Here is a 15681-nt window from a genome sequence, read left to right on the forward strand (position 1 = left end):
CCTATTTAAATTTTTGATTTGTAAAAGTAAAAAAATGCATACCCAGCCCCCCCTGCCGCACCGGTTCCGGGATATTCACTGTCTGCATCCGGATATTTTTCCTTTACAATTTTTGAATAGTTCTTAAGCCATCCATCCATATCGGCTACCATTTCCTTGGTAGCACCCTTTTGAGGTCCGTATATTGCGGAGCATCCAAGTTCTCCACAGAGAGGATTGTTTACATCACATGCCACTCTGAAATAACATTCCGAAAGCTCTTTTATCACATTCTCATCTCTTATGCTTACAATATCTCTGACACCGCTTGCTCCAAATCCTACCTGATTACCTTCTTTATCAAGGAACTCATACCCCAGTGCCTGAAGCATTCCTATTCCACAGTCATTTGTAGCGGAACCGCCTATTCCAACTACAAAATGCCTGCAGCCTTTATTTATGGCATCCTTTATAAGCTCTCCTACTCCGAATGTTGTAGTATATAAAGGGTTCTTTTCATTACCGCTTACCAATGTAATGCCTGCAGCCTGTGACATTTCTATTATAGCCGTTTTACTTGAATCAACTATTCCGTAAACGGCGTTTACTTTTCTCCCTACAGGTCCTGTTACATCAACATTTATAAGCCTTCCGCCCATTCCTATAGACAGGGCTTCCACAGTGCCCTCACCACCGTCTGCAAGCGGTCTTATCTCAACTTCCGCATCTTTATGTGCTTTCTTTATTCCATTTGATATAGCCTCACCTGCCTCCAAAGAAGACATACTTCCTTTAAATGAATCAATGGCAACAACAACTCTCATTTTGCTGTTTCTCCTTTCATCTGTACTGATGCCAGTTTATCATATAAATACATCAAAATACACTTAAAAAATCCACTTGTTTATAAAATAAATCTTATACTGTATTTTTTATATAAAATAAATCCTACCGATAAAACAGCGATTAATCCCCCAATTAATAATATGATTGACTTTCCTACACTGATTTTATCTGAATTATATAAAGCTATAAATTTTTTGATTTCATCAAAGCGATTGTTGTGTAATTTTTGTCCTCATAAATTAAATTTTCGGCTTCAAAGAGCTTACCGTTTTTATCATACGAAAGTACTCTCTCAAAATATTCATTTGATGGCTTATGTTCTGTCACAAACCAGTTGGAGTCCTTCATATCAATAGTATCTGTATTTGATTCAAAAACAAGCTCTCTAAGTTCATCTTCGGATTTAATTTTGCTGACAGGTACTGCATTATATACAAAGAATAGATCGGTATTATTTACAACATTTTGATTAGGCTCCCCATTTTTTGAAAGAGCATTTATCAAAACATCATTTGAAGGAGGCAGCTTTATTATTCATCTTAACCTCCATAAAACAATTAAATTAATAAACTGTGAAAATAATATTGATTACTCATAATCATGTTTTTGCAGAACAAATGCTCCGCTTGAATTTCCAACTCTTGTATAATATTTTATCCCTACTCCCGGTGTAATAACACAAACTGTATTCTTATAATCATATATGGCATATGAGCCGTTGTCCAATGTAATCGTACAAAAACTCTCACCGGGATCTATTGTATAGTTTCTATATTCACGGGTCTTTGTGTCCATATATGTCCCATCTCCATAGAAATCAGTTCCAAAAAAAGAAATAGCATCTGAATTCACCACATCAAAAATTTGATCTGCACAATATGTACTACCTATTGGCTTTTTTATAGAATTATATCCATTAATACACAATATAAGAACTATTATAATAAATTCTATACTGCATATGGCAAATGCGATAATCCGCTCAATCGACTTTTTTTGCATAGGCATTTTCCCCATTTATTTCTTCCGACTCTTGATTAAACTGTATATCACGTTCAATAGCTGTAGTTGTATGTGATGATACAAAATAACCGTAATTAACTCCTTCCTAATTCTAATTAATTTTCACAGTCTATAATCTTGACTGAATTATATCACTCTTTATATTTTTTTCAATTGATATCTTCCCCGGAAATAAGAATGTGCAGCCAACACTAAAGCCTTTAGAACAAAATAAAAAAAGGCGAAGTTTCCTCCACCTTTAAACAACTTATTTTAAGAGTTCATCATAGCAAGCCGCTACACCGTCTTTTTCTATCTTTTCAAACCATCTGTTTACGATATCATACATATCGCTAAGGTCCTCACCCCAGTAATCTTCTCTCTTTAATATATCCGCTACCGAAGCGCTCTTCATAAACTTTACAATCTCTTCACCGTCATTTGCTTCATCTGTCTTATAAAATGCGATAAGTGCAGCCAATGAAAAACTCAGTATCTCAGGATATTTTCCGTTTTCGGCCTTATAGCCTTATACTCCAATATCGTAGGAAGTACCCTGGCTCTGAACTTTGACACTGAATTAAGTGCAATTGATAAAAGCTGATGCTTGATAAAAGGATTTGAAAATCTCTCAAATACAGCCTCTCCGAATTTTCTGTTATCCTCTGTATCTCCTATTGTAGGTATTATTTCCTCAAACACAGATTTTCTAAGAAGTGATGATACCTTTTCATCCTTCATACACTCGCCTACTGTCTCAAGTCCATATAGTCTTGCAGCAAGTACCATTGAAGTATGTGCTCCGTTAAGTATACGAACCTTTCTCTTCTTATAAGGATCCACATTGTCGGTCCAAACTACATTAAATCCTGCCTTTTGCAGTGGAAGCTCATCTTCATGATTTCCCTGTATTACCCAAAGGTGGAAAATCTCGGCTGTATCCATCATATTGTCCTTTTGACCGATTCTCTCCTCAAGCGCTTTATGTTCATCTCTTGGAAATCCTGTAACTATTCTGTCTACCAATGTAGAGCAGAAGCTGTTTTCTTTTTCAAGCCATGAAGCAAAATCCGCTCCAAGTTCCCATTTGGTAGCATACTGCTTACAACATTTTAAAAGCTCTTCACCGTTGTGATCTATAAGTTCGCATGAAAGTATAATAAATCCGGACAATCCTGCTTTAAATCTTTCATAAAGAAGTGCTGTTAGTTTTGCCGGAAAGCTGTTTGCGGGTGAATCGGAGAGTTTATTATCATCTTCATACACAATTCCTGCTTCTGTAGTATTTGACACAATAAATCTGAAATCAGGATTCTTTGCCAGACTCAAATATTCTTCATAGTCCTCATATGGATTGATACATCTGCTGATAACATCTATATGAGTATGTTCATCTACCACCTTACCGTTATCAACTCCTCTTAAGAAAAGATTGTATTCACAATTTTGTGCTTCAAGCATCTCACACATACCCGTTTTTATAGGCTGAACGACAACTACAGAGCCTTCAAATAATCCCTTATCATTTAATTTCTGGAAGAAATAGTCTACAAATCCTCTCAAAAAACCGCCTTCACCAAATTGGATGATTCTCTCTTTAGCCTTCATATTATACTCCTAATATTTTTTATTGAATACTGCAGCCATTGCCATCAGTAATCTGTTATCATTGAAATAATTTTACCTACTTCAATGTTATCTTTCCACTTCCACATCTTAGCTTTATACGTCTATATATTTGCTTCATATCTTCAGACTTTATTTTCTTTTTCGCCCTCTAATAATGTAAGCGTTTACATTTTTGAGTATATAATATTTGAAATTTTTTGTCAATCAAAAAAGACAGCCAAAAAGGCTGCCTACTTTTTATATACTAAGCCCTGTTCACTTAGATTTATAAAATATAAATTATCATATTATTGTACACTCCGGTTAACTATAAAAAATATAATTCGCGATAAACAATAATGGTCTTCTATTTAACATAATTATAAATTATTTTAATAGAAGACCATAATATTTAACTATTTAAGGGACAATCTTAATCTAAACTATTCTTAATCTAAACTATTCTTTATCCTTATTTATTACATTCTTGACACCTTCGACCGTTCCTTCTACAGCATCTTTAACATCTTTTGCAACTTCTTTAACCTTAGAAGCAGCTTTTTCAGCAGCTCCCTCCGTCTCTGTTTTTTTATCACCGGTTACTTTACCAATACCCTCTTTTAAAGCACCTTTAGCTTGATCTATCTTCTCTTCTAATGACATACTAATCTCCTTTTACCTAAATTTATTACAATATATTATATGAATTGATTTATCCACTAAATTATATGTAAAGCATATATTTTTTCATTCTATAAGAATATTACTCGAGTACTATAGACTTAAGATATAAAAATAATATAATTTGTTTTTACATATTAAAGTATCTTATCAATCATTTTCCTATCCTCTTCTACCAAAGAAAAACGAAACAACAGCAATGACAATTACTGCACCTAAGATAGAAGGAATCAATGACATCCCTGCCATAGTAGGTCCCCATTTACCAAATAATGCCTGACCGACAGATGATCCCAGTAAACCTGCAATGATATTAGCTATTATACCCATTGCACTACCTTTATTGGTAATAGCACCTGCAATGAAACCTATAAATCCACCTACAATGATAGACCAAATCATAAACCACCCTCCATTCTATATTTTTATATATTTTTCGATTATTATTTTAATATTCAAATTAAAATCTATTTAAAATATATACTCAGTATTATACACCATAAGTTAACTTTTGTCAAAATAAACCAAAAAAAATTATTTGCCTAAAGCTGTCCTATAAATCCTCAACATCAATCGCCTTTATTCCGTTTTTCCTTAATAAATCGGCGAATACACCCTGTCCTATTATAATTTTTCCTGAAAATGAGCCGTCATATATTGCATTAACTCCACATGACGGACTTCTTGACTGTAATATAACGATATCGGCATTTTGCTCTTTTACTGTATCAAGTGCTCTCCTTGCCCCTTCACGAAATTCTTTATCAACAGATGTGCCGTCCTTGAGACTGACTATACCGTTTACTATTTCCGCAGGTTCTCTTGGAATAGGCAGTCCGCCAAGAACTTCCGGACAAACAGGTATTACCTCATGTCCTTTGGTATAAGCTCTTACTTTTTTACTGTAATTGTTTCCGCCGTTATATTTACAATTTTCTCCAAGTAAACAGGCACTTACCGCTATTTTCATTTTAATAACCCACACCTCTTATAAATCTTTTCAATAATTTCCGATTTGAATTCCATGTACTTATCTATATCATCTGGATAAAGTACTGCGGCCTGCTCTTTCACTTTTGAATACTCGGATGCTAAAGCAGGATTATTTTTCAAAAAATCTCTGAATGTAATATGTTTAAAAAGTTCCTTGGAATCTTTCGGACATACATATAAATGATGTGTCATCAATTCTTCTTTTCCGGAATATGAAAAAGCTTCTCTGCCTTCAATACCCAAATCTCCCTCGTGTTTGTATCCTTTATCATTAAGCAATCTCTTTATAATTTCAAATTTGTCATTTTCAATAACAATATCAAGGTCAATAATTGGTTTTGCAGACAGGCCTTCGACAGATGTGCTTCCAACATGTTCAATTTTAACGGAATTGTAAATAATATCTTCCCCTAATGAATCTACTATTCTTTCAAATTCATCTTTCCATTTCGGATTCCATTTTTCAACCACAACATTTTTCGTTCTCATTTATAACAACCTGCATAGCTTCTAATTGTTTCTCAAATCCCGATACATTATATCAAAATCTATATATGAGCCTCCTATTTTAAAATATGCAGGAGATGTACCGATTTTTCTGAATCCGAACTTTTCATAAACATGGATTGCTCTAAAATTATCGCTTCTGACTTCAAGATTGATTATCTCAATACCATGTGACTTGGCATACTCTATCGCCATTTTAAGCAATCTGCTTCCAAGTCCTTTATTCCATTCCGATTTTAAAACTGTAATACCAAGTTCCGCTCTGTGATTCATTCGCCTTGGCAATCCGCTTAGGCTTACATCTCCGATAATTTCGCCATCTCTCCATGCAAAAAATGAACATGATTTTTCATCTTTCAAAAGAGATCCAATATATTCCGCCTCTCCTTCAACAGAAATAGGAAAGCCCTCCACTCCAAATGACAGATTATCTGTTTCTGATCCTATCTTTTTTGAATATTCTATTCTCGCCAAAGCATCCTCAGGAGATGCCTCTTTTATAATTATATTATCCATTTATCTTACCTTCTCCATAATCTCAGCTATCTTTTCAAATAAATTCCCACCATTATATTTACAATTTTCTCCAAGTAAACAGGCACCGACTGATATCTTCATCCTCAATCCCTTATTCATAAATTATATATCACTATCCCTGCCTTCTGTTCGTATTATTGTAAAATAACTCTGCCAACTCTTTTGTAAGTTTACCTTCTTTTTCAAGTCTACTCACAAAATTTTCTTCGTATCTTTCAAAATCCTCTGCACATCCGACATTCCCTGCAAGGAGTAATAGGGCTTTTGATATAATTTCTTGGCTTTTATTTTCTCTAAGTTCAGATTCTATAAATTCACATAAGCTGTCCAAAACTTCATAATTTTCTTTATCAGCCTTTTCAAAGTTCCCATTCCAATCTATTGAATCAAGCTTTTCTTTAAAATATCTTAAATCTTTACTATCCATACTTCTATAATAAATATACTTCATCTAAAACTATCTTATGTCTTATATGTTAAATCCTAAATTAGTGAAGAGATTTATCCATCATTTCAGCTCTCTTTAATAAAAAACCGATAATACTATCCAAATACTCATCCATCTCTTTTTTAGTTTCCGTTTTCAAGGATCTCCGCTATCTTTTCAAATGTATTTCCATTCCGTATTGTTATCTGCTTGTAAAAATCCTGTTTTATAAGCTTTTTGTGGTATGTAGTTTTCATATATTCCGATTCATCATATTTTCCCCAAAATACAGCATTTTCCCCAATATACACTATCTCATTATGAAATGTGGATTTATCTATAAAGTCTAAGATTTTACTTCTATCCAAATCACAGGAAAAGAATAAAACATCTCTTCTTGCCATTTCTTGATACCACCATTTGGGAAGATTTTCCTTTTCTTTTAAATAATCCTCTTTATTTATTAAAGTAAAAGGGATTGAAAAGTCAAAATTCATTTCCAATAAATGTTTTATCTTGGAGATACAACTTTCATAGCTTTCCACACTGCTAAAAAACAAATTTCCACTGTTGATATAGGAAGCAACATCCTCAAATCCCAATTCAGTTAACAAAACTTTCAAGTCACTCATAGAGACTTTATTCTTTCCACCAACATTTATACCACGCAATAAAAGTATATATCTCAACTTACTTACCTCTATACACTAAAATTCATTTCTGTTTTGATGGCTTTGAGAAAAATAACAGGTAAATTCCAAATACTAGTTTAATTGCCGCATCAATATATGCAATCACAGTTACAGGAATACCCTGAAAAATATACCCTACTGCAACATTCACAGTACAAATGATTCCTAAATAAATCATTGATTTTCCATGTACAAAGTAATACATAAAAAAGTGTATTGCAGTTGCCATCAATGCTCCCAACCAAATCAATCTCCAATTCTCATCGGCAAAAAACGGTCCACCAAGTAATGACATTAAAATAAACAATAAAATAATTGCATATAATGATACTTTTCTTTGAAATTCAGACGAGCTTCCGTCAGACAGCTTATTTAATACTCTTTTATTCATATTGACTGTAAAAAAGCTTACAATATATCCTATGCAAAATACCTGCATATTTATGATTTGTTTTCCACCTGCAAAAGTAGCCACTGAAATAACTGTTGCTACCAAAATTAACCATAAGCCACATGCCCTCTTATAATTGAATTCCAACTTCTCATTTTTATTATATTTTAAAAACATATAACCTCCTTAAGTCACTTCGGCAACGAGCATCCGATTTAGTTATCAAAAGTAATCACCTGCTTATCTACATTTACCTTGGCTTCAACTCCAAAAGGAATAATGCACCTCGGTGTTGAATGTCCCACATTTATATTATAAACAACAGATAAGTCTTTATCGCCAATCTCCTCAAGTAAAATTTGCTTATACTCCTCATAATATACCTCATCTTGAGGCTTTCCGACTAAAACACCTGATAGTACATCAAATATTCCATAATCCTTTAAAGCTCTGATCATTTTTCTATAGAGTTTCGGTTCCGGTTTATTCTCACTTGTCTCCAATAATAAAATTTTATTCTTCCAACCCTCAAGACTTGGGAATAGATCATATTTTTTACAAAGAGATACCGTATCCTCAAATCTTGAATTATCAAATATATCATAGATTGAATCAATACAGCCTCCCAAAATTTTACCTGTGAAAACCGGCTTACCGCTAAGTAACTCAAATCCGGTATTCTCATACCTTTCCATATCGACTCCGACAGAATTCTCACTGAAGTCTTCTCTTTCCTTATACCAAAACTCGCTTGGGCGTATTTCTTTAATTTTCCCTGTTGTGATAAGCTCTTCAAAGTATTTTTTGGTATATGGTAACATTTCTTTTGAGAGCTCACATATATCAGGTAGAAATGCCTGACCATAGAATGTTTTGATTCCCACTTTATTCAGCATAAAATGATTTTTGGTGGTATCTGAAAAGCCTAAGAATATTTTTTGTTTAACGTGCCTTTCCAGCTCATTGTTTTCAAACAGATATGGCAAAAGTTTATAGGTATCCACTCCTCCTATTGCACATAAAATCATATCAATAGAGTCATCCTTAAACGCTTCTATCAAATCTTTAGCTCTACTTTCGGGATGTTCCTTTATAAAGTCCACACCCTTAAGTGCATTAGGTAAAAATTTAACCTCTATACCGTATTTATTTAGTCTTTCCACACCTATTTTAAGTTCATGACTTATAAAGCTTTCTCCTAAAATACCGCTTGATAAACTGACTATTCCTATTTTCTTTACCATAAACATCTCCTTATCAAAAACCCGATACCTCAATTGAATCATCAATTTTGATATCGGGTTAATTTAAAATTATTTCACTGTCTGGTCGCCGTCTTTGATAACATAATTGGTCTTTGCACCGATTTCATCCATCCAAGATCTTACCTCAAGTGTTTTATAGTTGCCTGTATTGTAGCCTGAACCGCCGTCATTGTCCCAAAGCCACTCAGGAGCGTTCCACATAGCCACCTTCGGAGCTATTATCTCATATACATCCTTGTTTACACCGTACTGACCGTGGTGAGCCATCTGTACGATATCAGCCTTTAACTCTGAAGCAGGTACATCCGCCTTAAGTCTCTCACCTGCTGCAGGTCCCATATCTCCTAAGAACAATACTCTGGTACCGTTGTCAAAGTCTAATCTGAAAACTACGGATGAGTTGTTGATAGAGTTTGACTCTATCCAATAAGGATCATTGAGTACATGTATGGCTACACCGTCTACATAGTAAACCTCACCCTTGCTTGTAATATGAGATACACCTGCCGGCAGCTTTGCTATTGAATTTCTTATAGTATTTACCATGTCGGCTCTATACTTTTCGTACTTGTCATACCAAGCCTGCTCTCTGATATTGTAGTAGAAATTGTCGATTTTGATACCTTCAAAGCCGTTTTCTGCAAGCTTTGTAAAAGCACCGCCGTGATCACTGTGAGGATGTGATAAAATCCATGCGCTTACCTCACCGCCATAGCTCTTTATAGTCTCTACAAGATGAGGCTCATCCTGTGGAAGTCCTCCGTCAACCACTATCAACTTGCCGTTCTTGGTCTTTATTACATAGCTCATCATCTGGCTTTTTGTTGCCGAGTTTAATATATGAATCTCGGCGCCGTTTAAATAAGTTCCGTCATTAGCCTTGGTTGCAGTCTCGCCCATAACTACCTTAGGATAGTTGTTTGAGCTTTTACCTATAACACCTGCAAAAGATGTCATACCGGTATTTACAATCATTGCCGAACAAAGTGAAGTTAACAAAATTTTCTTTAGAAGTTTCATTTATCCCCCTTTTTATTGTTTTGTAGTTGTAAGTTAGTATCAGTCCCTGCCTTTATAACCTGATTCACAATATATTTTGAATCTTCCATTATATCATCCGCTCTGAAAAGCTGGATTTCAAGGTCATACTTATCAAAAAGTCCTCCGTAGGAAGTTTCACTTGACTTCTTTATTGAGAAATCCTGAGTAGCCGCGTAGTCATTGATTGCTCTGATATATTCATTGCCGTATGCAAGCGCCTCATCATCACTTATATCGTCTGACAAAGACCATATAAGCAACACTTTATTCTCATTTTCCTTAAATGCCATATCAATATAGTCACTCATAGGATACAAAGTCTTATCGTTGAACTGTTCTTCCGCATCACTTCTTATCTGAGACCAGTCCAATACTATATTTTTTTGTGTCTCAAATACAGGTTTGTCCGAATCCGGACTTTTATTGACAACTATATCCGAATTCGCACAGGCTCCCGCAGATAAGGCAAATACTATAGAGAGTACCCCTACAATATGCTTTTTAATTTTTATCATAATATAAATACCTTCCATTAGACATTTACTAACTTCACTATTATACCAAAGGGTTTTATTTTTTGTAGTGTTTTTTTGATTATTCCATAATTTTTAATATTTTTTTATATCTTGTAAAATAAGTTTAAAAGTGTTATTATGTTCAATATCAATATTTTTTATCTTATTTTGAACATAAGGAGGGCATGATGAAAAAATCAGGTATTGATTATTTTGTTACTATAGTACCTTTTTTGCTTGTACTGGTTTTGGTGCTGCTGTTTTTTGTATTTCCTGTACAGGCGACAGATATTCTCGGTAATATCAGAGGCCTGTTAAATAACAGCCTTGGAATTTTTTATCTTATATTCGGACTTTTTATCTTTTTACTGTCACTGTATATGGCATTTTCAAAATACGGCAATATAAAGCTTGGCAGCGGCAAAAAGGAACATTCCGACTTTGCATGGGGAACTATGATGTTTACTGCCGGACTTGCCGCAGATATATTATTTTACTCACTATGTGAATGGATGCTTTATGCCAATCAGGACAGAATACAATCCCTCGGTGATGCAACACTTTGGTCCGCCACCTATCCGCTTTTTCACTGGGGACCTATCCCTTGGGCATTCTATGTTGTACTTGCATCATGCTTCGGCTTTATGCTCCATGTAAGAAAGAGGACAAAGGCAAAATACTCTGAAGGTCTTAGGGTACTTCTCGGCTCGCATGTGGACGGAGTAATAGGCAAAATTGTAGATTTGACTGCAGTATTTGCACTTATTGCAGGTACAGCCACCACTTTTTCACTAGCAACACCTTTACTTTCTCAGACTGTAGCAAAACTTTTCGGCATCGGCAACAATAATATACTTACCATAGCTATTTTACTTGTAGTCTGCCTCATATATTCAGTCTGTGCCTATTTGGGTATTGACGGAGTGTCAAAGCTTGCATCATGCTGTACATATCTATTTTTTGCTCTTTTATTGTATGTATTCTTCGGTGGAGGACATGGCAAGTTCATACTTGAACTGGGCTTTAAATCACTTGGAAATTTGGCAAACAACTTTTTATCTCTTGCCACCTATATAGACCCTACAGGCAAATCAAGCTTTGCAGAGGACTGGACGGTATTTTACTGGGCATACTGGATGGTATGGTGTGTTGCCACTCCTTTCTTTATAGGCAGTATCTCAAGGGGCAGGACAATAAGAGAAGTTATACTCGGAGGATATATATTCGGTCTTTCAGGTACATTTATATCCTTTATCGTCCTCGGCAATTACGGTATTGCACTGAATGTATTCGGTCAGGTGGATTTGCTTAAGCTCTACACAGACAGCAATAATCTCTACACCACTATAGGTGAGATAATATCAAGTTTGCCGCTTCCTTATATAGCTATGATACTTTTGATACTTACAATGATTACATTTTATGCTACAACCTTTGACTCCATCACTCTTGTAGCCGCATCATACTCATATAAGGACCTTGAGGACAAAGAACCTTCAAAGCAGATAAAGCTGTACTGGTCAATACTTTTGATTTTACTGCCTATAGGCCTTATCTTTTCAGACAATTCCATGTCAAACCTACAGACAGTATCCATCATTGCCGCTTTTCCTATAGGTATTATAATGATTTTACTTATTATATCGTTTTTTAAGGATGCAAATATGTATCTAAATGAGTAAAAAGCTCATGATTCCAAAACTCGCCTACGGAAATTGAAAATCCGACGGCGAGTTTTTCTATACTTATTACACCGGGATTTTTGCTTCGACCTGAGATTATATCTTTTATAGTGGTTTTGGGAACTCCGGACTTTTTTGAAAGCTCATACACCGTCATATCTTTTTCGTAACATAATAACATTACTCTTTTTGAAATCGCTTGTGAAATATTCATACTTACTCCATAGATTATTAGAAATTCAGATATCTTATATGTAATATTATAGCAAAAAAAGAGCCGTTTTCACAGCTCTTTTATTCTTTATCTTCAAAATTTATCTTCTCTTCAACTATATATATAGGTCTGTCCTTTATCTCGGAAAGAATAAGTCCCAGATACTCTCCTATTATGCCCACTATAAAGAAAAGCACCGAAAACATAAAGCATATAAGACATATCGTGGTGGCATAGCCGCTTGGTGTACCTACCCTTATAAACGACACTATGGTATATATCATCATTATTATTGCCAAAAATGCAGCCATACTGCCTGCATATATACCCAGCTTAAGAGGCAGATTTGAAAAAGTCATTATAGTATTCATTGAGAATCTGAAAAGCTTCTTTATAGAATACTTGCTCTCTCCCGCATATCTCTTTCTTGCCTCATACTCTATATTTACAGTGTTAAAGCCTACATTTTGTACATAGCCTCTTAAAAATCTGGTCTTTTCTCTGTAATTGTTTCTCAATACATCGGCAACTCTCTTTGATATTCCGAAAAAATCCGAGGCATTGCTGACCAAATGTATATCACTTAATCTGTTGATAACCTTATAAAACATTGATGAGGTTATATTCTTTATAATTCCTGCCGACTTGTTTACGGTTCTGACCATATTTATTATGTCATATCCCGATTCAAACTTTCTCAACATCTCGGGAAGTAAGGTAGGAGGATGCTGAAGATCCGCATCCATACATACAAGATAATCTCCGCTTGCATTGTCAATACCTGCAATCATCGCAGCTTCATGTCCGAAATTTCTTGAAAAATGTACGACCTTTACATTTTCATCATCTTTTGCAATCTTAAATAAAATACCTCTTGAACCGTCCACACTTCCGTCATTTACAAAAATGATTTCATATGGATTATCTATCAAAAGAAGAACCTTTATTGTCTCTCTATAAAACTCAAATAAAACTTCCTCTTCATTATATACAGATACAATAATTGAAATCTTCTTACTCATAAATCTCTATCTCCGTACTGCCGTGGGTCGGGACTCTGTCAGCCTTTGGAGGAGGCGTCATATAATCACCGTACACCAGATGCAAAACACTGTCATACTCATCTATTATAGAAAGTGTGGCATCCTCAAACTTTATATTCAAATACTTTTCGTACCAATCCTTATTCACCTTTATATCAATATAATCAGGCTGATAATTGCTGTAATACCATGTAGTGCTGTTTCTTGACTTATAGAAAAGCTTTGAAAGCCCGTCCTGCAGTTTAAACAATCTCCTCATAGGTATTATTTTACCTAAAATCGAAAAGAACAATACCGCAAGTTTCATGGATCCTTTATATTTTTTCAACTCAAGTTTTTTTCTGTGTCCCATTGAAAACAGGTATATCAGCTTTTGGTTAAATAATACAAATTTTTGCAATGACTTTGATTTCGGCAGCTTATCCAAAATGAATATATCCACCCAAAGATGATTTAACTTACCCTCATAAGGATCCTTTTTATCATTATTTTTATACCTTGCACTTGGCTTATAAATTATCCTCGGAGTAAAATCATAAAATACTTTACCGTTTTTGAACTCATTCGGCATGATGAACTCCAGCTTATCACTCAACTCTCTCTTTACAATCCTTCTAAACGCCTCAAAATTCGCCCTTGTCATCGCAATATCGGCATCATCATCCCAAGGAATAAAACCTCCATGCCTTATCGCACCAAGTAGCGTACCTGAATCCAGAGTATAATTTATTTTATACTTTTTACATATTCTGTCTATTTCCTGCAAAATATATAAGTTTGCCTTTTGCAGGGCAAGCATTCCGTAAGAGTTATCCATTGCTAAGCCTTCCCATCAAAATAATTTAACGACATCATTTTACACTCTTTACAGTGTACAAATCAACAGTATTATTCACTAAAAATGTTCAATTTCTTAGATTTTATCAATCTAAGCGCATCTCTTGTTTTCTTAGGACTGTGATATTGTAAAACCGTCTTTAATGTCTCATCACTCTCATACTCAAAATTCTTTGCAACCTTTACCTTTTTTTCAAAACTTTCCATACGATATTTCGCCATTCTAAGCTCATTGCCTGCAGTAAGTAAATTGCCTGCAAACACAAGTATTACAAAAACAAAAACGCCTATATTTGATATAAGAGGAATCTTTATAGGTGCAGGCTTCTTTCTTCCGGGTCCCTTCACCTTTCTCTTAATATAAGCAAATGTCAATATAACTCCTATAAGCCCGGCTCCGAACTGAAGTGAATACCTTGAGCTCATTGCATACATAGGATCCAAGAAAATCCACCTTGTAAGTATTACCATAGTATGACTGAAAAGTCCCGATACAACCAGCAAAAGCGGAAATATCGTATCCTCATATATCTTATATCTGAAGTTCATATACAGTGCATCCAGATAAAATAATATAACTACCGCACCGAGTATTCCTGTTCCTATTACATTTATCTCAAAGTATTTTACAAGTTCCACACTGACCACATCAGATGCGAATGTATTTAGCCCAAAATACAAAAAGTAAAGCGGATCTCTGGCAAATACCGTCACGATACTCTCGCTTGTTGCACCTGCATTCACATTGTCCGCATTCATATAAGAATACATAAATAAAGCCAATGCCATAACTACAGGTATACACATCAATACTCCTCTTTTTTTCTTTCTTAAAAAAGCATAGAAAATATAGGCACAAATAAGTGTTGCACCGTAAGCAAGCGAATACGAACCTGCCGCCATTATTATTGTAAATACCGGCAGTAAAATATTTAGCGCAAGTTTAAAACCGCTCTCTTTTTGAATGTATGAATCCAGTATATAAAAATGCAGTGCAAACAGAAAGAATGTAAAAAAATGTACCCATCCTGTACCGTTTGTAAGCATCTCCCACTGTGAAAGTGAGAACACCACCATCATCACAAGAATGATATATCCGATTTTTAAATTCTTCTTTGCCATAAACAGCCCTATAACAATTCCCATCATCGAAAGGAATATTATTCCAAGGCTCATATCAAACATTGTGGAATAGTTAAAAAACTTTACATTTATCGCTCTTTCAAAAAATGTTATAGGCAATCTTGTCAGTGCATCTTTTCCAAAATAAGGTGCAGGTGAAAATGGATTGCGTAAATAAGTATTTATAATTCTGATATAGTCGGTATAGACCACATCAAGCACAGCACTTCTTATATATGCACTTAAATATATTGCACCTACTATCGGTAGGAAAAATGCTAAAAACTTCTTCATTATGC

At 34.7% G+C, this 15681-nt stretch carries 18 protein-coding genes and 2 pseudogenes; 1 reads left to right on the plus strand and 19 read right to left on the minus strand.

Annotated elements, in window-relative coordinates; all coding sequences use genetic code 11:
* Window positions 1-8: 8 nt before the first annotated feature.
* From ACO6FI_RS09580 to ACO6FI_RS09650, 15 genes and pseudogenes are all read right to left on the minus strand, one after another.
* A pseudogene (locus ACO6FI_RS09580) lies at window positions 9-803 on the minus strand (glycerate kinase family protein); the annotation flags it as partial.
* A gap of 205 nt (window positions 804-1008) precedes the next feature.
* Window positions 1009-1329, minus strand: a complete 321-nt coding sequence (locus ACO6FI_RS09585; RefSeq protein WP_485457138.1) for a hypothetical protein — start codon at window positions 1327-1329, stop codon at window positions 1009-1011.
* Between the two features lie 84 nt (window positions 1330-1413).
* Window positions 1414-1827 (minus strand): hypothetical protein, encoded by a 414-nt coding sequence (locus tag ACO6FI_RS09590; protein WP_485457139.1) that lies wholly within the window; start codon window positions 1825-1827, stop codon window positions 1414-1416.
* 268 nt (window positions 1828-2095) lie between these two features.
* Window positions 2096-3435, minus strand: a pseudogene (locus ACO6FI_RS09595) (tagaturonate reductase).
* 459 nt (window positions 3436-3894) lie between these two features.
* Entirely contained in the window at window positions 3895-4098 is a 204-nt protein-coding gene (locus tag ACO6FI_RS09600; protein ID WP_060931733.1) for a CsbD family protein, read from the minus strand.
* Window positions 4099-4278: 180 nt separating this feature from the next.
* Entirely contained in the window at window positions 4279-4518 is a 240-nt protein-coding gene (locus tag ACO6FI_RS09605; protein ID WP_060931734.1) for a GlsB/YeaQ/YmgE family stress response membrane protein, read from the minus strand.
* 151 nt (window positions 4519-4669) lie between these two features.
* Window positions 4670-5086 (minus strand): 2-thiouracil desulfurase family protein, encoded by a 417-nt coding sequence (locus ACO6FI_RS09610; protein ID WP_485457140.1) that lies wholly within the window; start codon window positions 5084-5086, stop codon window positions 4670-4672.
* A complete protein-coding gene (locus ACO6FI_RS09615) occupies window positions 5083-5598 on the minus strand; it encodes a GrpB family protein (protein WP_485457141.1) in 516 nt (171 codons plus the stop codon). The genes ACO6FI_RS09610 and ACO6FI_RS09615 overlap by 4 nt, the downstream gene beginning before the upstream one ends.
* Before the next feature lie 21 nt (window positions 5599-5619).
* The gene (locus ACO6FI_RS09620) at window positions 5620-6132 is read right to left on the minus strand and encodes a GNAT family N-acetyltransferase (RefSeq protein ID WP_485457142.1); all 513 of its coding nucleotides are present in this window, start codon (window positions 6130-6132) and stop codon (window positions 5620-5622) included.
* 133 nt (window positions 6133-6265) lie between these two features.
* Window positions 6266-6604, minus strand: a complete 339-nt coding sequence (locus tag ACO6FI_RS09625) for a hypothetical protein (RefSeq protein ID WP_485457143.1) — start codon at window positions 6602-6604, stop codon at window positions 6266-6268.
* 119 nt (window positions 6605-6723) lie between these two features.
* Window positions 6724-7269 (minus strand): DUF1697 domain-containing protein, encoded by a 546-nt coding sequence (locus ACO6FI_RS09630; protein WP_485457144.1) that lies wholly within the window; start codon window positions 7267-7269, stop codon window positions 6724-6726.
* A gap of 25 nt (window positions 7270-7294) precedes the next feature.
* Window positions 7295-7840, minus strand: a complete 546-nt coding sequence (locus tag ACO6FI_RS09635; protein WP_485457145.1) for a DUF6609 family protein — start codon at window positions 7838-7840, stop codon at window positions 7295-7297.
* Between the two features lie 38 nt (window positions 7841-7878).
* Entirely contained in the window at window positions 7879-8907 is a 1029-nt protein-coding gene (locus ACO6FI_RS09640; protein ID WP_485457146.1) for a S66 family peptidase, read from the minus strand.
* A 69-nt stretch (window positions 8908-8976) separates the two neighbouring features.
* Window positions 8977-9948 (minus strand): ComEC/Rec2 family competence protein, encoded by a 972-nt coding sequence (locus ACO6FI_RS09645; protein ID WP_060931741.1) that lies wholly within the window; start codon window positions 9946-9948, stop codon window positions 8977-8979.
* Window positions 9945-10484 carry a hypothetical protein gene (locus ACO6FI_RS09650; protein ID WP_485457147.1) on the minus strand — a complete coding sequence of 180 codons (540 nt, stop codon included), beginning with the start codon at window positions 10482-10484 and terminating at the stop codon, window positions 9945-9947. Before ACO6FI_RS09650 ends, ACO6FI_RS09645 begins: the two co-directional genes overlap by 4 nt.
* A 188-nt stretch (window positions 10485-10672) precedes the next feature.
* Between ACO6FI_RS09650 and ACO6FI_RS09655 the strand changes: the two genes are divergently transcribed.
* Entirely contained in the window at window positions 10673-12166 is a 1494-nt protein-coding gene (locus tag ACO6FI_RS09655; RefSeq protein ID WP_485457148.1) for a BCCT family transporter, read from the plus strand.
* Here the strand turns inward: ACO6FI_RS09655 and ACO6FI_RS09660 are convergent.
* From ACO6FI_RS09660 to ACO6FI_RS09675, 4 genes are all read right to left on the minus strand, one after another.
* Entirely contained in the window at window positions 12135-12380 is a 246-nt protein-coding gene (locus tag ACO6FI_RS09660) for a helix-turn-helix domain-containing protein (RefSeq protein WP_485457149.1), read from the minus strand. The genes ACO6FI_RS09655 and ACO6FI_RS09660 overlap by 32 nt on opposite strands.
* A gap of 80 nt (window positions 12381-12460) precedes the next feature.
* Window positions 12461-13402 carry a glycosyltransferase family 2 protein gene (locus ACO6FI_RS09665; RefSeq protein WP_009446311.1) on the minus strand — a complete coding sequence of 314 codons (942 nt, stop codon included), beginning with the start codon at window positions 13400-13402 and terminating at the stop codon, window positions 12461-12463.
* On the minus strand, window positions 13395-14240 hold the full coding sequence (locus ACO6FI_RS09670; RefSeq protein WP_485457150.1) for a LicD family protein: 846 nt from the start codon (window positions 14238-14240) through the stop codon (window positions 13395-13397). The genes ACO6FI_RS09665 and ACO6FI_RS09670 overlap by 8 nt, the downstream gene beginning before the upstream one ends.
* Before the next feature lie 71 nt (window positions 14241-14311).
* On the minus strand, window positions 14312-15676 hold the full coding sequence (locus ACO6FI_RS09675) for a hypothetical protein (RefSeq protein WP_485457151.1): 1365 nt from the start codon (window positions 15674-15676) through the stop codon (window positions 14312-14314).
* Window positions 15677-15681: the final 5 nt, after the last annotated feature.

This window comes from Lachnoanaerobaculum sp., assembly GCF_057250505.1.